Raw genomic sequence first — 17,529 nt, 5'->3', positions numbered from 1 at the left:
GAGACTCGGCGTGGCGGACAACGCTCGTGCGCACGAGCACGAGACTCGGCATCGGCGCCACGAGACTCGGCAGCCGCGCCGCGCGGCCGGACACGCAGGAGACCCCGCCACCGGAGGGTGACGGGGTCTCGAGGATCGCGTGCTTACAGTGCCGCGCACTCAGCGCACACCGGGCCGAGCTTCGACTCGTGGTCGAGCTGCGATCGGTGCTTCACGAGGAAGCACTCGACGCAGGTGAACTCGTCGACCTGGGGCGGGAGGACGACGACGTCGAGGTCGACGTCGGAGAGGTCCTGACCGGCGAGCTCGAACGAGCCCGGGTTGTCGGAATCATCGTCGACGACGCCCGACATCTTGTCGGGGACGCGCTCCTTCAGAGCCTCGATCGACTCCGAGTCCGAGGAGTCGTCGGTCTTCCGGGGGGCGTCGTAATCGGTGGCCATGCCCATCCATTTCTCGTATCGAGAGGTCGTCGCCGGTGATCGGCGGCGACAGTTTGCACCACGACCCGCCGGAGTGCAAACCGAGCGTCCCGGCGGTTCGTTCTGGCGCTGCAACCCGCCGTCGAGCCCCGCCATTCCCGCACTGTCCGGAGCCGTGGGCCGCACCTCGCGGCACGCCGTGCGCCTCCCCGGGATCGGGGTCCGCGCGCTGCATACTCACGGGGTACGACGCACGACCGTACGCACGCATCGGAAGGCGGAACCATGCAGGACCTGAGAGTCATCGGAGTGGAGTCGGGCGCACTCCTGCTCGCGACGGACGGCGGCACGGAGTACCGGCTGCCCGTCACCTCGTCCCTCCCGGGCCAGGTCCGGCAGGCGAACCCCGAGGGCGGACCGCAGAAGCGCGTGTCACCGAAGGACGTGCAGGCGCGCATCCGCGGTGGTGCCGACGCCGCCGACGTCGCGGCCGCGCTCGACGTCGACGTCGACTACGTCCGCCGCTTCGAGGGCCCGGTGCTCGCCGAGCGCGCGTTCATCCTCGACGCCGCCCGCCGCGTGTCCGTGACCCCGGTCGACGACGAGGCGCCCGACACCTTCGGTGAGGCGATCACCGCCAAGCTCGAGGCCGGCGAGGCGTCGAGCGTGCAGTGGGCGTCGTGGAAGCACGTCGACACCGGCTGGCAGGTCCGCGTCCGCTACGCCGTCGACGAGGTCGAGCACGACGCACAGTGGCGCTTCGACCCGAAGACCTCGACGCTCGTGCCCGACAACGGCGACGCGCACCGGCTCTCGCACACCGACGACGAGGGCATCGCGCCCCGCCTCCGCGCGGTCGAGTTCGAGCACGAGGACGCCGACGGCACCCGCTTCGACTCCGGCGCCTTCCGGGTCGAGTCCGCCGACGAAGAGCTCACGAACCCCGAGGTCGCCGAGCGTGCCCCGCTCCGCGCCCCGCTCCCGCGCATCGGCGCGGCCGCTCCCGAGGAGCGCGCTCCCGGCAACGAGACCGCCGACCTGCTCGAGGCCCTCCGTCGCCGCCGGGGTGAGCGTGAGGCCGCATCGTTCACGGAGCACCAGGAGGAGCCCCGCCGGACCTCGATCAGCGTCGTCGACGTGCCGCTGCACGGCTTCGAGGACTCGTCGGACACCGCCCCGCAGCCCGATGCACGTCCGTCGTCGGCCCCGGAACCCGAGGCGCGCGACCGCAAGAAGCGGAGCCGCCGTTCGATGCCGAGCTGGGACGAGATCGTATTCGGCACGCGCCCGGAGGACCCCGCCTGATCCCCGCCCTGGAGGCACGGCCCGGCCCCGTCACGCACCGCGCGTGACGGGGCCGGTCCCGTCCAGGGCGTCCGCGTTCGCTCGCGTCGTCAGCCGGCGAAGGCGCCGGCGAGGCGGAGCGGGACGAAGGTCTCCTCGTCGGTCATCGCGCCGTGCTGCCCGAGCATGCGCTTCGGGACCTCCCCGGGACGGAGTGCCCGGTCGTCGTTGAACGCCCACGAGCCGCGGGCCACGAGCACGACGTCGCCGATGCGGTCGACGACCTCGGGTGCCACGACACCGAACCACCCGGCCTCGATCGCCTCGGCACGGGTCGCGACGTACGCCTTCTTCCCGTAGCGGGCCCGGAAGCGGCCGACGAGGTCCCGCACGTCGGTGCCCGGCGCGACGGCGAGCTGCCGGCAGCGCGGGTCTCCGGCGACCCCGACGACGTCCGTCAGCAGCGCCGGGTCCATCGGCAGGTTCGCGTGCTCCGGGACGTCGAGCACGCCGTGGTCGGCCGTCACGACGACCCCCACGTCCGGGCGGAGCGCACGGTCGAAGCGGGCGAGCTCGCCGTCGAGCAGCTCGAGCACCGCGGTCCACCGGTCGGACTGCCACCCGTGCTTGTGCCCGACCGAGTCGAGCTCGGGCACGTAGAGGTAGACGAGGGAGCGGCCCGTCGCGGTCTCGGCGAGGGCGGCGTCGACGCGCTGCGCGATCGAGTCGGCGGACACGTACCGCGCGCCGCCGAGGACGCTCGCCGTCATGCCCGACGACCGGTACCGCCCGGGGCCGACGACGACCGGGTCGACGCCGAGCGCCGCGGCCTCGGTGAAGAGCGTCGGGCCGAGCAGCCAGTCCGCCGGCACCTCGTCGTCCCACCCGCTGAGCAGGTTCATCACGCGCTCGGTGTCCGGGTTCCACCCGCTGTAGCCGACGACCCCGTGCGAACCGGGCGGTCGACCGGTCGTGAGGGTGCTCAGCGCCGCGGCCGTCGTCGTGGGGAACCCGCTCCGCAGCTTCTTCGCGGAGCCGCTCGCGGGCGGGGCGACCAGCCACCGCGCGTGCCCGGCGCGCGCCGAGAGCGCGGCGGAGCCGAGCCCGTCGACCAGCACGACGACCGCCGAGCGGGCGGGGCGGAGGGCGATCCGTGCCTCCAGGCCGTGTGCTCGCAACCACGCGTCGTCCGCAGCGCCGAGCGCCACGAGGCAACTCGGGAAGACGTCGGCGAGGTTCGCGGCGGCGTCGGGGGCCGTCGGTACGCTGGTTCCCATTCCCCCCAGTCTCGCAGAAGGGTGCCATGGCACGCACGGAAGCAGTCGGCCTGCCCGACGGTGAACGCATCGAGGACGTCGACGTCTCCGAGGAGATGCAGGGCTCCTTCCTCGAGTACGCGTACTCCGTCATCTACTCCCGGGCGCTCCCCGACGCACGCGACGGCCTCAAGCCCGTGCAGCGCCGCATCCTCTACCAGATGGCCGAGATGGGCCTCCGACCCGACCGCGGGCACGTCAAGAGCGCGCGCGTCACCGGCGAGGTGATGGGCAAGCTGCACCCGCACGGCGACAGCGCCATCTACGACGCCCTCGTCCGCATGGCGCAGCCGTTCACGATGCGGGTGCCGCTCGTCGACGGCCACGGGAACTTCGGCTCCCTCGACGACGGCCCCGCCGCGGCCCGCTACACCGAGGCACGGCTCGCCGAACCCTCGATGGCGATGACCGAGGGCCTGGGTGAGGACGTCGTCGACTTCGTCCCGAACTACGACAACCAGATCATGCAGCCCGGTGTCCTGCCGGCGGCGTTCCCGAACCTCCTCGTCAACGGCGCGTCCGGCATCGCGGTCGGCATGGCCACGAACATGGCGCCGCACAACCTGGGCGAGGTCGTCGAGGCGGCGAAGCACCTCCTCATGAACCCGCAGGCCTCCCTCGAGGAGCTGATGGAGTTCGTACCGGGGCCGGACCTGCCGGGTGGCGGCACGATCGTCGGGCTCTCCGGGGTCCGTGACGCCTACGCCACCGGCCGCGGCTCGTTCCGCACCCGGGCGAAGGTCAGCGTCGAGAACCTCACGCCGCGCAAGGCCGGGCTCATCGTCACCGAGCTCCCCTACCTCGTCGGCCCCGAGCGCGTGATCGAGAAGATCAAGGACGGCGTCCAGTCGAAGAAGCTCGTCGGCATCTCCGACGTGAAGGACCTCACCGACCGCAACCACGGGCTGCGGCTCGTGATCGAGATCAAGTCCGGCTTCAACCCGACCGCCGTGCTCGAGCAGCTCTACAAGCACACCCCCCTCGAGGACGGCTTCGGCATCAACAACGTCGCACTCGTCGACGGCTCGCCGCGGACGCTCGGCCTCCGGGACCTGCTCGACGTCTACGTGCGGCACCGTCTGTCCGTGGTCACGCGACGGTCGGAGTACCGGCTGGCACGGCGTCGTGAACGGCTGCACCTCGTCGAGGGCCTGCTCATCGCGATCCTCGACATCGACGAGGTCATCGAGGTCATCCGGTCCTCCGACGACTCCGAGGCCGCGCGCTCCCGGCTGCAGACCGTGTTCGACCTGTCCGAGGTGCAGGCCGAGTACATCCTCGAGCTCCGGCTCCGCCGCCTGACGAAGTTCTCCCGCCTCGAGCTCGAGGGCGAGCGCGACCAGCTCCTCGCCGACATCGCCGCGCTCGAGGAGCTCCTCGGGTCCGACGAGCGGCTCCGCGCGCAGGTGTCGCTCGAGCTCACCGAGGTGTCCGACCGGTTCGCGACGCCACGCCGGACCCTCCTGACCGAGGCCGACGCCCCGGTCCGCGGTGGTCGCAAGGCCGCGGTCGACCCCGAGTCACTGCAGATCGCGGACTCGCCGTGCCGGGTGATCCTCTCCACCACCGGGCGGCTCGTCCGCGTCGACATCCCGGACACCGACCTGGGGATCGTGCGGGTGCCGAAGCGCTCGAAGCACGATGCCGTCCGGTCGTCCGTCGTCTCCACCGTCCGTGGTCAGCTCGGCGCGCTGACGTCGACCGGCCGCGTGGTGCGGTTCTCCCCCGTGGACGTCCCCGCGGTGCCGCCGGCCTCCGTGCGGCTCGACGCCGGCGTCCGGGTGTCGGAGTACCTCGGCGTGCCCCGCACCGAGACGGTCGTGGCGCTCGTCGCGCTCACCGGCGAAGACTCCGTCGCGATCGGCACCACCCAGGGCGTCGTGAAGCGCGTCATCGCAGGCGCGTGGCCGGACAAGCCCGAGGTCGTCGCGATCGGCCTCAAGCCAGGTGACTCGGTCGTCGGCGCAGTCCAGGCGCCCGAGGACGACGACCTCGTGTTCATCACCTCGAACGCCCAGCTCCTGCGGTTCCCGGCGTCCGGCGTCCGGCCGCAGGGGCTGCCCGCCGGTGGTGTCGCCGGGGTCGCGCTCGCTGCCGGTGCATCGGTCATCTGGTTCGGGTCGGTCCCCCGCTCCGACGACGCCGTGGTGGCAACCGTGTCGACGTCGTCGGCCGCGCTGCCCGGGACGGACAACGGGCGCGCCAAGGTGTCGGCGCTGTCCGAGTTCCCGGCGAAGGGCCGCGCGACCCAGGGCGTCCGGGCGCACGCGTTCCTCAAGGGCGAGGACGGCCTGACCGTGGCGTGGGCGGGCATCGCCCCGCCGCACGCGGTGGGCACGGACGGCGCAGCACGGACCCTGCCCGACTGGCTGTCGAAGCGCGACGGCTCGGGCAGTCCGCTCGACGCCGTCATCGGCACGATCGGTGGGAGCGCGGCCGCGCTCGACGGGACCGCGGGCGAGGCGTAGGCGCGCGGCAGGCGGCGCCGCGCTGCCGCGCCGCGCAGTAGGCGCGCCGCGGGCGCCGCGGGCGGCGCCGCGCTCCCGCGCCGCGCCGCGCCGCGCCGCGCTCCCGCTTCATCTCGCGAAAGCGACAGTTCACCGCCGAGTTCTCCCGCGATCTGTCGCTTTCGCGGCACGGACGGCAACGAAGCCCCGCGATCTGTCGCTTTCGCGGCACGGACGGCGACTGCACCCAGCACGCTGTCGCATTCGCAGGTCGCACGCCGCGCGGTGCACGGACCCGGATCAACCCGCCGAAGCGACAAAGTGTGGCCGTACACACGCGGGACCCTGTCGCTTTCGCGGCACGGACGACGACGCGGCACGATGCGCGTCGCAGCGCGCTACGCGTCGATACGGTCGCGGTCGAGCCCCTCGCCGGCGAGGATGAACTCCTTGCGCGGCGCGACGTCGTTCCCCATCAGCAGCTCGAACACCTTCGCAGCGTTCTCGGCATCGGGCACGTTCACCCGTCGGAGGGTCCGGTGTGTGCGGTCCATCGTGGTCTCGGCGAGCTGGTCGGCGTCCATCTCCCCGAGGCCCTTGTATCGCTGGATCGGCTCCTGGTACTTCTTGCCCTGCTTCTCGAGCTTCTTCAGGACCGCCTGCAGCTCGGCCTCGGAGTAGGTGTACAGCGTGTCGTTCGCCTTGCCGCGGTTCACCACGACGACCCGGTGCAGCGGCGGCACGGCAGCGAAGACCCGGCCCTGCTCGATCATCGGGCGCATGTACCGGAAGAAGAGCGTGAGCAGGAGCGTGCGGATGTGGGCGCCGTCGACGTCGGCGTCGGACATGATGATGATCTTGCCGTAGCGCGCCTGGTCGATCTCGAACGTCCGACCCGAGCCAGCGCCGATGACCTGGATGATCGACGCGCACTCGGCGTTCGACAGCATGTCCGAGACCGAGGCCTTCTGCACGTTGAGGATCTTGCCCCGGATCGGCAGCAGCGCCTGGTACTCGCTGTTCCGCGCGAGCTTCGCGGTGCCGAGCGCGGAGTCGCCCTCGACGATGAAGAGCTCCGTGCCCTCGGCGTCCTGCTTGCGGCAGTCGGCGAGTTTGGTCGGCAGCGAGGAGTTCTCGAGCGCGTTCTTCCGCCGCTGGGTCTCCTTGTGCGCCCGGGCCGAGATGCGGGTCTTCATCTCCGCGACGACCTTCTCGAGCAACGTCGCGGCCTGGGCCTTCTCGGTGCGCTGCGTCGAGGTGAGGATCTCGGTGAGCCGTTTCGACACCACCTGGTCGACGATCTTCCGGACCGCCGGCGTGCCGAGGACCTCCTTCGTCTGGCCCTCGAACTGCGGCTCGGGCAGGCGCACGGTGAGCACCGCGGTGAGTCCGGCGAGCACGTCGTCCTTCTCGAGCTTGTCCTGCCCGACCTTCAGCTTGCGGGCGTTCGCCTCGACCTGGGCGCGGACCGCCTTGACGACACCAGACTCGAAGCCTGCCTGGTGCGTCCCGCCCTTCGGCGTTGCGATGATGTTCACGAAGCTGCGGAACACCGTCTCGTAGCCGCTGCCCCACCGCAGCGCCAGGTCGACCTCGCACTCGCGCGACACCGACGTCGACACCATGTGCCCCTTGTCGTCCAGCATCGGCACGGTCTCGGTGAAGGTGCCCGTGCCCTGGACGCGCCAGACGTCGGTCACGGCGCCGTCGACGGCGAGGTGCTCGACGAACTCGCTGATGCCCCCCTCGTACCGGAAGCGCTCGATGACCGGACCGTCCTCAAGCGGCGCACCCGTGGCGGCGGCACGCGACGCGGCCGCCTCGATCGACGACGGTCGGGCGTCCGTGATGGTGATCCCGAGCCCGGGGACCAGGAACGCCGTCTGGCGCGCACGGTTGACGAGGTCCTGCGTGCTGAAGCGGGCATCGGGCGTGAAGATCTGCCTGTCGGCCCAGTAGCGGATGCGCGACCCGGTGACGCCCTTCTTGACCTTGCCGACGACCCGGAGCTCGCTGCCGGACGTGAACGGTGTGAAGGGCGCATCGGGACCGTCACCGGCGAACGTCCCCGGCTCACCACGGTGGAACGACATCGCGTAGGTCTTGCCGCCGCGGTCGACCTCGACGTCGAGCCGCTCCGACAGCGCGTTGACGACCGACGCCCCGACACCGTGCAGACCACCGGACGCCGCGTACGAGCCCGAGCCGAACTTGCCGCCCGCGTGGAGCTTCGTGAACACGACCTCGACCCCGGTCAGGCCGGTCTTCGGCTCGACGTCGACGGGGATGCCACGAGCAGTGTCGCGGACCTCGACCGAGCCGTCCGGGTGCAGCACCACGCCGATCTCGTCACCGTGCCCGGCGAGGGCTTCGTCGACGGAGTTGTCGATGATCTCCCACAGGCAGTGCATGAGGCCGCGGGAGTCGGTCGAGCCGATGTACATGCCCGGCCGCTTGCGGACCGCCTCGAGCCCCTCGAGGACGGAGAGATGGCGCGCAGAGTAGTCGGAGCTCACCGTCCGATCGTACTGAGCACCACCGACGCCCAGCGCCCTGACACTCGGTCTGGGGCCAGTGGGTCCGCGCTGAGCGAAACGTGCCCCGAAAATGCCGTACATCCAGGCACCACGTGTTCAAATGGTCAGCAACCGGCACCCGTTGGGTGGAAACCCGGCACCCGCCCTGCGATCCGTGAGGAGCACAGCAATGACCCAGACCGTGCAGGACCTCTCCATCGACGAATTCGGCAGCAACCAGCTCACCGCTGCTGACCGCTGCGACAGCTGCGGAGCGCAGGCCTACATCCGAGCGACCATGGCGAGCGGCGAGCTCCTCTTCTGCGCCCACCACGGCGCCGAGTTCAAGGACAAGCTCGCAGCCACCGCCATCGAGTGGCACGACGAGAGCAGCCGACTCTACGAGTCGAAGTAGCGTCCGGACGCGACAGCGTCCGCATGTGACAGACGGGAGGCGCGGTGCCAGCTGGCACCGCGCCTCCCGTCTGCCGTGGGGTGCGTGACCCCGCGTCGCGTCAGGCGATCCGCTTGAACGCCTTGTCGACGTAGCGGTCGATGGTCGCACGCGCTTCGCGCGCGTACCGGTCGATCGACGCCGTCCGCTGCGCGTCCGGCGTGTACTCGCGACCGAGCCGCGCGGTGGCGGCGGCGAGCACGCCGTCGGTCAGCTGCGGGTTGAGCGGCAGGATCGGACCCTGGGTGTGGGTGCCGAACGAGGTGCCGGTGATCGCACCCTCGACCGGACTGCCCGCCTGGTTGCCGCCGCCCGACACGACGTCGGCGAAGGGCGTCACGCCGTCGCCGAGCTCGATGCGCGTCGCGTGGTCCTCGAAGCCCGCGAGGCGGGTCGAGGCGTCGCCGAGCAGCGGGTAGCGGGTCTCGAGCACGAAGTAGTTCACCCGACGCTCGGCGCCGCGCACGGCTCGGGCGTCGAACACCCCGAAGCCCGGGACGTCGGCACCGTCGGTCGCGACGACGGCGTTCGTGGCGAGGTCGAACCCGCCGCCGACCGCCACCACCGGGACGCCCGCGGTCGCGAAGTCGCGCAGTGCCACACCGACCCGGGTGACGTCGCCCCCGAGGGACCGCATGGCGCTGAGCGGCCCGTTGCCGATCACGACGACGTCGGCAGCGGTGGGCAGGGTGTCACCCGGCGCGTACTCGACGACCTCGGTGGCGATGTCCGCGGTCTCGGCACGGCGGACGAGGGCAGCGACGTTGCCGCGGTCCCCCGAGACGCCCATCTGCCGCGGGTACACGTGCAGGATGGTCAACCGGTCGGCGGTCATGCCGTCTTCTCCATGTCCGGGTGGCCGAGGGCCTTGCGGGCGATCATCATGATCTCGTAGTTGACGATGAAGTTCTTCGTCCCGCTCGACGTCGCGCCGAGCTGCTCCATGTGCCGGATGGCAGCCTCGACGTCCGGTTCGACCTTGCCGATGCGGACGCCGGCGTGCTCGAGGGCGATCGCGATCTGCCACGCCTTGTCGCCGGAGACGACGTCCACGTGGTCGAGCGCCGAGAAGTCGATGTCGTAGATCCACGAGATGTCCGGCGTTCCCTCGTCGATCGCCATGAGGACCTGCTCGGGGCGGTCCGGGAGCGCGTCGAGGTTCAGCTGGAGGCTCGCGGCGTTCTTGAACATCGTGAACTCGGCGGCCTCGCCGGCGATCGGGAGCCGTTCGCCACGGCCGTACGCCGGCTTCATCGTGCCGAACGCCTTCGTGACCGCGTCCGCACGGAACTGGTCGCCCAGGGCTGCGCTCGCGGTGGCGGTGGCGGCCGCGGCGTCCACGGCGTAGTGCAGGCCACGGGCCGGGAGCCGCACGGGGATGTCCGCACCGCCGAACCGGATGGTCGCACCGTCGCCGGTGTTCACGACGACCTCGGCGTCGGCGACGTTCGGCACGGCGTCCTGCCGGTCGAAGTCGTCGGCGTTCTGCAGGCCGTTCGGGGCCGCGGCCACGACCTCGGCACTGGCACCGAAGCGGAGCACCTGCTGCCCGGCCGTGCCCGCGTACGCGTCGAGGAACTGGTCGTCGCGGTTGGTGATGACGTTCCGCGCCGACAGGGCCGCGGTGTCGAGCATCATCGTGGCGACGCGCTCGGTCTCGAAGAACCGGTAGAGCTGGTCGACCTGGACGTTCAGCATCGTCACCGTGGACGGCGACAGGATGCCGGCGAGCTCGACCGCGAACGCCTCGTCGACCTCGAGGATGCCGATGTCTGCCTTGAGCTTGCCGGTCAGCGACACCTCGGAGAGGAGCGCCGACGCGATGCCCTGCGGCAGGTTCGCACCGGACGGGTTCGTGAAGACCCGGAGGCCGTGCGCCCGCACGATGTCGGAGATCATGTGGGTCGTCGTGGACTTGCCGTTCGACCCGAGCACGAAGACGACGCCGTTCGGGAACTGCTTCGTCACGTGTTGCAGGAAGTCCGGCACGAGCTTGAGGACGATGTAGCCGGGGTAGGCGGACCCTCCGCCCCGCGCACGAGCGAGGGCACGGAGGATCCGCCCGACCAGGATCGGGATGAGGAAGCGCATCGGCCTACTCGAGGTAGTCGCGCAGCGACTGCGACCGCGACGGGTGGCGGAGCTTCGCCATCGTCTTCGACTCGATCTGGCGGATGCGCTCGCGCGTCACGCCGAACGTGTCACCGATCTGGTCGAGGGTCTTCGGCTGACCGTCACCGAGGCCGAAGCGCATGCGGATGACGCCCGCCTCGCGCTCGGACAGGGAGTCGAGCAGGCTCTCGAGCTGCTTCTGCAGCATCGTGAAGCCCACCGCGTCGGCCGGCACGACGGCCTCGGTGTCCTCGATGAGGTCACCGAACTCCGAGTCGCCGTCCTCGCCCAGGGGCGTGTGCAGCGAGATCGGCTCGCGACCGTACTTCTGGACCTCGACGACCTTCTCCGGGGTCATGTCGAGCTCGCGGGCGAGCTCTTCCGGAGTGGGCTCGCGACCGAGGTCCTGGAGCATCTGACGCTGGACGCGCGCGAGCTTGTTGATGACCTCGACCATGTGCACCGGGATGCGGATGGTGCGGGCCTGGTCAGCCATCGCGCGGGTGATCGCCTGGCGGATCCACCACGTCGCGTAGGTCGAGAACTTGAAGCCCTTCGTGTAGTCGAACTTCTCGACGGCACGGATGAGGCCCAGGTTGCCCTCCTGGATGAGGTCCAGGAACTGCATGCCGCGGCCCGTGTAGCGCTTGGCGAGCGACACGACGAGGCGGAGGTTCGCGCCGAGCAGGTGCGACTTCGCGCGCTGACCGTCGCGGGCGACCCAGCGGAGCTCGCGCTCCTTGGGCTTGGAGAGGCCCGTCGAGTGCTGCAGCTTGTCCTCGGCGAACAGGCCGGCCTCGATGCGCATCGCGAGCTCGACCTCCTGCTCGGCGTTGAGGAGCGCGACCTTGCCGATCTGCTTCAGGTAGTCCTTGACGGGGTCGGCGGTCGCCCCCGTGATGGTCGTCGAGTAGACCGGGGCCTCGTCGTCGTCGGACTGCGAGATGACGAGAGCGCCGGCGGCGACCGCGGCGGCCTCGGCCTTGGTGTCCTTCGGGGCCTCTTCGTCGGCGTCGGCGTCGTCGGTGGCGTCGTCCGCCGCCTCGTCCACGGGCTCGACCGGCTCGTCGTCGAGCTCGTCATCGTCGGCCTTGGCCTTCTTCCCGCCCTTGGCGGTGGTCTTCTTCGGCGCGGCCTTCTTCGCCGGCGCCTTGGTGGCGCGCTTCTTCGGCGCGGCCGTGCCCTCGGCCTCGGCGGACTCAGCCGCCGTGCCCTCGGGTTCGGTGTCCTTCGTGGGATCGATCGTCGTGCTCCGGGCAGCCATGCGATCACCTCTCTCGTCGTGCCACGTTCGTGGGGTCGTGGCCTCCCTCGCCGCCCAGGGCCGTCGCCGCAGTCCCCCGCGTCAGCCGGTCCTACCAATCCGGGCAGCACTAGGACCCATGTCAAGTCCCCGGGTTTCCGCGCGCTCCGAGGAGTGGTTGGTCACGAGGGGCCCGATGGGTCCGGTAGTCATTATTGCACGCCGCGCTTCCGCAGACGTGCAACCAGTGCAACCCAGAGCGGGCCGACGCGTATTCCCTCCTGTTCGTGCAGCACACGGCGGGTCCGGTGGCGTGCGTGCAGCAGCATCGCGACCCCGAAGCCGACGACGACGTACTGCACGGTGAGGGCGATCCGGAAGTTCGCCCAGGCGAAGACGGTCTGCCCCGTGGCGTGGGACGCGGCGTCGAGGATCGTGCCGACGAGGTACATCATCACGAACGCGGCGAGGAAGCCCCCGACGTTCACGAGCCCGTTCGCCGAGCCGAGCGCGCCGACCGGATTGAAGGACCTGGCGAAGTCGAACCCGATGAGCGATCCCGGTCCGCCGATGCCCATCGCGACGACGAGCAGCACGAGCAACCAGGTCGGCGGCTGCCCCGGCCAGGTCAGCACCGCCGTCCACACCACGGCGAGGAGCGCCACGCACCCCAGCACGAGGTTCGACCGGCGGAGCGGGTACCGGGCGCAGAGGACACCGAGCAACGGCCCGGCGACGAACCCCGTCACGACGATCACGGTGAGGAAGCCGGCGGCCTCGGTCGGGGTGTAGCCGAGCCCGCGGAGCATCGGCACGCCCCACAGCAGCGAGAAGACCGTGCCGGAGGACTGCGTCACGTAGTGCGACCAGAACCCGAGCTGCGTCCCGGGGCGCCGGACCGCGTGCGCGAAGGTCCGGAGCGCCCCGCCCCACGAGTGCGGCAGCGGGATCGCGCCGGTGCGCACCGGAACCGGACCGTTGCGGACGAAGACGAACGCGAGCACCAGGCCGACGGCCCCGGCGCCGGCGGCCACCCCGTACGCCGTGCCCCAGCCCGTGGTGTGCAGCAGGAGCGCGAACGGGAACGCCGAGAGCACCTGCCCGACCTGCCCCAGGTTGCCGGTCCACTGCGAGATCTGGGGCAGGATCCGCCCGCTGAACCACATCGGCAGGAGCCGGATCACCGAGATGAAGGTCATCGCGTCACCGGCGCCGACGAGGACGCGCCCGACCACGGCCGGTCCGATCGTCGGCGACACCGCGACGACCGCCTGCCCGACGACGAGGAGCACCGCGCCGAGCAGCACGAGCCGCCGTGGCCCGAACCGGTCGAGCGCGATGCCGACGGGGATCTGCAGCGCCGCGTACACGGCGATCTGCACCACCGCGAGCGTCGACAGCACGGCGGCGGACACCGCGAAGCGCTCCTGCGCGTCCACGCCGGAGACGCCCAGCGTGGACCGCTGCACCACGGCGAGGACGTAGGCCAGCACCGCGATGCCCCAGACGAGGAAGGCACGGCGCGAGTTCACCCGGCCAGGCTACCGGCGCCGCCACGGCCGCCGGGGGCGAGCTGTGGAGAACGCGACGGGCGGGGCGGACGTGCACCGTGCCTCCAGGCAGGGACCGGCCGGGAGGCCCGTCACGCGTCGACCGCAGCACCCGCGTCCGCCGGCCGGTCACCCCGTCAGTCGGCGGTGCCGTCCGCCTGCCCGCGCCGGTCCGCCAGGAACCGCTCGAGCTCCGCCGCGATCGCGTCGGCGGAGGGCACCTCGCCGTCGACGCCGGTGAGCGGCGAGCCGATCGGGTTGCCTGCCATGTACTCGTCGTGCCGCTCCTCGAGCACCGAGACGAGCCGCTGCAGTTCGCCGTTCCCGCCGACCTGCTCGTCGACGCGGGCGAGGAACTCGCGCCCTTCCTCGCGGAGGGCGTCGGACGGGAAGATGAGGCCGGTCGCGGCGGAGACCCCCGCCAGGGCAGCCACCGCGGCGTCGGGGAACTCGGTGTCCGAGAGGTAGTGCGGCACGAGCAGGACCAGCCCGGTCACGTCGTGTCCGGACTGCGCGAGCCGGTGCTCGACGAGGTGCAGCACGTTCGCCGGCGCCTGGGTCTCCGGCTTCCACACGCTCATCTGCTCGACGAGGTCGGCGCGCGTGCCGGACACGGTCATGCGGATCGGACGGGTGTGCGGCACGGGCATCGGGATCGACTGGACCCAGGTCGTGTCGACGACCTGCAGCCGCTCGGCGAGGTCGGTGACCGCGGCGACGAAGGCGTTCCATCGGAAGTCGGGCTCGTACCCGGAGAGGAAGAGGAACGGCTGGCCGATCTCGTCGCGCACGAGGGACAGCGTGAGCCGCGGGACCGTGACGGACTCGATGTGGTCGTGCTCGAACGTGATCACCGGCCGACGGGCGCGCCAGTCGAGCAGGACGTCGGGGTCGAACTCGACGATGGTCGTCGCCTCGAGGGTGCCCTCGATCGCCGTCGTGACCTGCGCCACCGCGGCTCCCGCGTCGGCGAAGCCGGTCAGCGCAGCGACGAGGTGGAGGCCCGCCGGCACCTCGGGGGCGCCGTCGACGAACGAGTAGAGGTCCTCGGGGTGGTTCACCGTCCCCATGCTAGGCGGGCGTGCACCGCGGCCCGGGATGCCCGGCCACGCCGACAGCGAACAGTGCGTGGATAGGGTTGGGGCATGGTCCGACCGATCCTCTCCACCGTCTCGTCCGCCGCAGCAGGGACGGAGGCCGACGTCCTCGTCGTCGGTGTCCGGCCGGGGGTCGACGGCGGTCCCGCGACCACCGTCGGCGCCGACTTCCTCGGCGACCTCGACCTCTCCGCGATCGGCGTCACGGGCGCGAAGGACCAGCTCGTCCGCCTCCCGGGGACGGGCGTCGCCGCGTCCTCGGTCGCCCTCGTCGGTCTCGGCGCCGCCACCGACGCTGCCGCCGTGCGGAGCGCCGCCGGCAGCGCGGTCCGGCAGCTCCCGCTCGTCGGGTCCATCGCGATCGCCCTGCCGACCGACTCCGCCGAGCTCGTCGAGGCGGCGCTCGAGGGGGCCGCCCTCGGCTCCTACGCCTTCACCGCCCACAAGGGCACCGGCACCACCGGGCCCGCCCGCGGAGACCAGCGCATCGCGGTCGTGGCGCCCGCCGGCGTCGAGGTCGACACGACCCGCGCGTCCGTCGTGGCGGAGGCCGCGTCGACCGTCCGTGACCTCGTGAACACCGCCGCCGGCGACCTCGGCCCGTCCGACGTCGCGGACGTCGCGCAGGGGCTCGCCGCGGACCTGCCGCTCACCGTCGAGGTGCTCGACGAACACGAGCTCGAGGCGCAGGGCTTCGGCGGCATCGCAGGGGTCGGCCGCGGTTCGGTCCGTCCGCCGCGTCTCGTCGTCGTCCGGTACGCCCCGGAGTCCGCGTCGAGGCACCTCGCGCTCGTCGGGAAGGGCATCACGTTCGACTCGGGCGGCCTCTCGCTCAAGCCGGCCGCCTCGATGCTCGGCATGAAGACCGACATGACCGGCGCCGCGACGGTCCTCGCCGCCACGGTCGCCGCCGCGAAGCTCGGCCTCGACACGAAGGTCACCGCGTGGCTGTGCCTCGCCGAGAACATGCCGTCCGGCTCGGCCACCCGCCCCGGCGACGTCCTGACGCTCAAGAACGGCAAGACCGTCGAGGTCACGAACACCGACGCCGAGGGCCGTCTCGTCCTCGGTGACGGCATGGCCGCGGCGTCCCTCGAGCGCCCGGACGCGATCGTCGACGTCGCGACACTCACCGGCGCGCAGGTCGTGGCGCTCGGCGACCGCACCACCGGCCTGATGGGCAGCGACGACCTCGTGGCACAGGTCCGCGCAATCGCGGACGCCGTGGCCGAGCCGATCTGGCCGATGCCGCTGCCCGAGGAGCTCGACGCCCGACTCGCGAGCGACGTGGCCGACATGGTCAACGCGACCGTCGGCAACCCGGCGGGCGGCATGCTCCTCGCGGGCAAGTTCCTCGAGCGGTTCGTGGGCGAGGGCATCCCGTGGGCGCACCTCGACATCGCGGGGCCCTCGGAGCACAAGGGCGGCGGCTACGGGTGGGTCGGCAAGGGCGCCACGGGCGTCATGGTCCGGACACTCATCAGCCTCGCAGAAGAGCTCCAGTCCAAGTAGTAGGTTTGAGTCCGGCGGGGCGGCCGCGTGTGCGCGCACCCCGCCGGACCCACACGGGACGGGACCGGAACCACACGGTCCGACCGTGGGACGCCGCTCGCCGCGGTGTCCACGGGGCCTGACCGGTCCCGAACACGCACGAGGGAGTTGCACCAGGTGACGGAACAGACTTACGACGTCGTGGTCCTCGGTGGCGGCAGCGGTGGGTACGCCGCAGCGCTCCGGGCCGCCGAGCTCGGGATGAGCGTCGCGCTCATCGAGGGAGACAAGCTCGGGGGGACGTGTCTGCACCGCGGGTGCATCCCGACGAAGGCGCTCCTGCACGCAGCGGAGATCGCCGACGGCACCCGTGACGCCGAGAAGTACGGCGTCATCGCCGAGTTCGCCGGCGTCGAGGTGCCCAAGGTCATCGAGTACCAGCAGGGCGTCATCTCGTCCAAGTACAAGGGCCTCCAGGGCCTCATCAAGGCGCGGGGGATCACCGTGGTCGAGGGCTGGGGTCGCCTGACCGCCCCGAACACCGTGCAGGTCGGCGACCAGACCGTCACCGGCAAGAACGTCGTGCTCGCCACGGGTTCCTACTCGCGGTCCCTCCCCGGGCTGGAGATCGGCGGCCGGGTCATCACCTCCGAGACCGCGCTCAAGATGGACTACGTCCCGAACAAGGTCGTCATCCTCGGTGGCGGCGTCATCGGCGTCGAGTTCGCGAGCGTCTGGAAGTCCTTCGGCGCCGAGGTCACGATCGTGGAGGCGCTGCCCCACCTCGTCCCGGCCGAGGACGAGTCCATGTCGAAGCAGCTCGAGCGCGCGTTCCGCAAGCGCGGCATCGAGTTCTCGCTCGGTGTCCGCTTCCAGAGCGTCGAGCAGCACGAGAACGGTGTGGTCGTCACGCTCGAGGACGGCAAGACCTTCGAGGGCGACGTCATGCTCGTCGCCGTCGGTCGCGGCCCCCTCACCCAGAACATGGGCTTCGAGGAGGTCGGCGTCACGATGGACCGCGGGTTCGTCACGACGAACGAGCGCCTCGCCACGAACGTCCCGAACGTGTACGCCGTCGGCGACATCGTCCCGGGCCTGCAGCTCGCGCACCGCGGCTTCCAGCAGGGCATCTTCGTCGCCGAGGAGATCGCCGGTCTGAACCCGGTCGTCATCTCCGACACGAACATCCCGAAGATCACGTACTCCGACCCCGAGGTCGCGTCCGTCGGGCTCTCCCAGGCGAAGGCCGAGGAGCAGTTCGGCGCCGACAAGGTGGACTCCTACGAGTACAACCTCGCCGGCAACGGCAAGAGCCACATCATCGGCACGTCCGGCTCGGTCAAGGTCGTCCGCGTGGTCGACGGCCCCGTCGTCGGCGTCAGCATGATCGGCGCCCGCGTCGGCGAGCTCATCGGCGAGGCACAGCTCGCCGTCAACTGGGAGGCCTACCCGGAGGACATCGCTCCCCTGGTCCACGGACACCCCACGCAGAACGAGGCGCTGGGCGAGGCGTTCCTGCACCTCGCGGGCAAGCCGCTGCACGCCCTGTGAACACCATGACCACCACCACGATCCACCCCTGCGAAGAGGAGTCCAC

13 protein-coding genes are annotated in these 17,529 nt (G+C 71.3%); 5 read left to right on the top strand and 8 right to left on the bottom strand.

Annotated elements, in window-relative coordinates; genetic code table 11:
- Positions 1–143: 143 nt before the first annotated feature.
- Positions 144–443: a DUF4193 domain-containing protein gene (locus ACRQ4C_RS08360; RefSeq protein WP_031272446.1), complete on the bottom strand. Its 300-nt coding sequence runs from the start codon at positions 441–443 to the stop codon at positions 144–146.
- A 264-nt stretch (positions 444–707) separates the two neighbouring features.
- Between ACRQ4C_RS08360 and sepH the strand changes: the two genes are divergently transcribed.
- Positions 708–1,727, top strand: a complete 1,020-nt coding sequence (gene sepH, locus ACRQ4C_RS08355) for a septation protein SepH (RefSeq protein ID WP_290131890.1) — start codon at positions 708–710, stop codon at positions 1,725–1,727.
- Between the two features lie 89 nt (positions 1,728–1,816).
- Here sepH and ACRQ4C_RS08350 read toward each other — a convergent pair whose 3' ends face one another.
- Positions 1,817–2,983: an alkaline phosphatase family protein gene (locus ACRQ4C_RS08350; RefSeq protein WP_439690808.1), complete on the bottom strand. Its 1,167-nt coding sequence runs from the start codon at positions 2,981–2,983 to the stop codon at positions 1,817–1,819.
- A gap of 26 nt (positions 2,984–3,009) precedes the next feature.
- Here ACRQ4C_RS08350 and ACRQ4C_RS08345 point away from each other — a divergent pair, with 26 nt between their 5' ends.
- On the top strand, positions 3,010–5,490 hold the full coding sequence (locus ACRQ4C_RS08345; RefSeq protein WP_439690807.1) for a DNA gyrase/topoisomerase IV subunit A: 2,481 nt from the start codon (positions 3,010–3,012) through the stop codon (positions 5,488–5,490).
- Positions 5,491–5,867: 377 nt separating this feature from the next.
- Here ACRQ4C_RS08345 and ACRQ4C_RS08340 read toward each other — a convergent pair whose 3' ends face one another.
- Positions 5,868–7,985, bottom strand: a complete 2,118-nt coding sequence (locus ACRQ4C_RS08340) for a DNA gyrase/topoisomerase IV subunit B (protein WP_400413803.1) — start codon at positions 7,983–7,985, stop codon at positions 5,868–5,870.
- A gap of 190 nt (positions 7,986–8,175) precedes the next feature.
- Between ACRQ4C_RS08340 and ACRQ4C_RS08335 the strand changes: the two genes are divergently transcribed.
- Complete coding sequence (locus ACRQ4C_RS08335; protein WP_058725269.1) at positions 8,176–8,400, top strand: DUF7455 domain-containing protein; 225 nt, start codon at positions 8,176–8,178, stop codon at positions 8,398–8,400.
- A 100-nt stretch (positions 8,401–8,500) separates the two neighbouring features.
- On the opposite strand, the gene ACRQ4C_RS08330 is transcribed toward ACRQ4C_RS08335, so the two are convergent.
- The 5 genes from ACRQ4C_RS08330 to ACRQ4C_RS08310 all read right to left on the bottom strand — a co-directional run bounded on the left by ACRQ4C_RS08330 (position 8,501) and on the right by ACRQ4C_RS08310 (position 14,414).
- On the bottom strand, positions 8,501–9,274 hold the full coding sequence (locus ACRQ4C_RS08330) for a type 1 glutamine amidotransferase (RefSeq protein WP_439690806.1): 774 nt from the start codon (positions 9,272–9,274) through the stop codon (positions 8,501–8,503).
- Complete coding sequence (locus ACRQ4C_RS08325; RefSeq protein ID WP_400413798.1) at positions 9,271–10,530, bottom strand: MurT ligase domain-containing protein; 1,260 nt, start codon at positions 10,528–10,530, stop codon at positions 9,271–9,273. The genes ACRQ4C_RS08330 and ACRQ4C_RS08325 overlap by 4 nt, the downstream gene beginning before the upstream one ends.
- A 4-nt stretch (positions 10,531–10,534) precedes the next feature.
- Positions 10,535–11,815, bottom strand: coding sequence for an RNA polymerase sigma factor (locus ACRQ4C_RS08320; protein WP_439690805.1), 1,281 nt, complete (start codon positions 11,813–11,815; stop codon positions 10,535–10,537).
- A gap of 191 nt (positions 11,816–12,006) precedes the next feature.
- Positions 12,007–13,326 (bottom strand): MFS transporter, encoded by a 1,320-nt coding sequence (locus ACRQ4C_RS08315; RefSeq protein ID WP_439690804.1) that lies wholly within the window; start codon positions 13,324–13,326, stop codon positions 12,007–12,009.
- Between the two features lie 155 nt (positions 13,327–13,481).
- A complete protein-coding gene (locus tag ACRQ4C_RS08310) occupies positions 13,482–14,414 on the bottom strand; it encodes a proteasome assembly chaperone family protein (protein ID WP_290131898.1) in 933 nt (310 codons plus the stop codon).
- A gap of 75 nt (positions 14,415–14,489) precedes the next feature.
- On the opposite strand from ACRQ4C_RS08310, the gene ACRQ4C_RS08305 reads away from it, so the two are divergent.
- Both ACRQ4C_RS08305 and lpdA read left to right on the top strand, forming a co-directional pair.
- Entirely contained in the window at positions 14,490–15,953 is a 1,464-nt protein-coding gene (locus ACRQ4C_RS08305; protein ID WP_439690803.1) for a leucyl aminopeptidase, read from the top strand.
- Positions 15,954–16,109: 156 nt separating this feature from the next.
- Positions 16,110–17,483, top strand: coding sequence for a dihydrolipoyl dehydrogenase (gene lpdA / locus ACRQ4C_RS08300; protein ID WP_439690802.1), 1,374 nt, complete (start codon positions 16,110–16,112; stop codon positions 17,481–17,483).
- Positions 17,484–17,529 lie beyond the last annotated feature (46 nt).

The sequence above is a fragment of the Curtobacterium sp. SP.BCp genome (assembly GCF_051903255.1).
Classification (GTDB): domain Bacteria; phylum Actinomycetota; class Actinomycetes; order Actinomycetales; family Microbacteriaceae; genus Curtobacterium.
This window is presented reverse-complemented; position numbering and strand designations above follow the sequence as displayed.

What these genes read in the sequence shown, in the direction of transcription:
- ACRQ4C_RS08335 (WP_058725269.1), top strand. Translation starts at nt 8,176, where the DNA reads ATGACCCAGACCGTGCAGGACCTCTCCATCGACGAATTCGGCAGCAAC.
- ACRQ4C_RS08310 (WP_290131898.1), bottom strand. Translation starts at nt 14,414, where the DNA reads ATGGGGACGGTGAACCACCCCGAGGACCTCTACTCGTTCGTCGACGGC.
- ACRQ4C_RS08325 (WP_400413798.1), bottom strand. Translation starts at nt 10,530, where the DNA reads ATGCGCTTCCTCATCCCGATCCTGGTCGGGCGGATCCTCCGTGCCCTC.
- ACRQ4C_RS08330 (WP_439690806.1), bottom strand. Translation starts at nt 9,274, where the DNA reads ATGACCGCCGACCGGTTGACCATCCTGCACGTGTACCCGCGGCAGATG.
- ACRQ4C_RS08350 (WP_439690808.1), bottom strand. Translation starts at nt 2,983, where the DNA reads ATGGGAACCAGCGTACCGACGGCCCCCGACGCCGCCGCGAACCTCGCC.
- sepH (WP_290131890.1), top strand. Translation starts at nt 708, where the DNA reads ATGCAGGACCTGAGAGTCATCGGAGTGGAGTCGGGCGCACTCCTGCTC.
- ACRQ4C_RS08360 (WP_031272446.1), bottom strand. Translation starts at nt 443, where the DNA reads ATGGCCACCGATTACGACGCCCCCCGGAAGACCGACGACTCCTCGGAC.
- ACRQ4C_RS08320 (WP_439690805.1), bottom strand. Translation starts at nt 11,815, where the DNA reads ATGGCTGCCCGGAGCACGACGATCGATCCCACGAAGGACACCGAACCC.
- ACRQ4C_RS08345 (WP_439690807.1), top strand. Translation starts at nt 3,010, where the DNA reads ATGGCACGCACGGAAGCAGTCGGCCTGCCCGACGGTGAACGCATCGAG.
- ACRQ4C_RS08305 (WP_439690803.1), top strand. Translation starts at nt 14,490, where the DNA reads ATGGTCCGACCGATCCTCTCCACCGTCTCGTCCGCCGCAGCAGGGACG.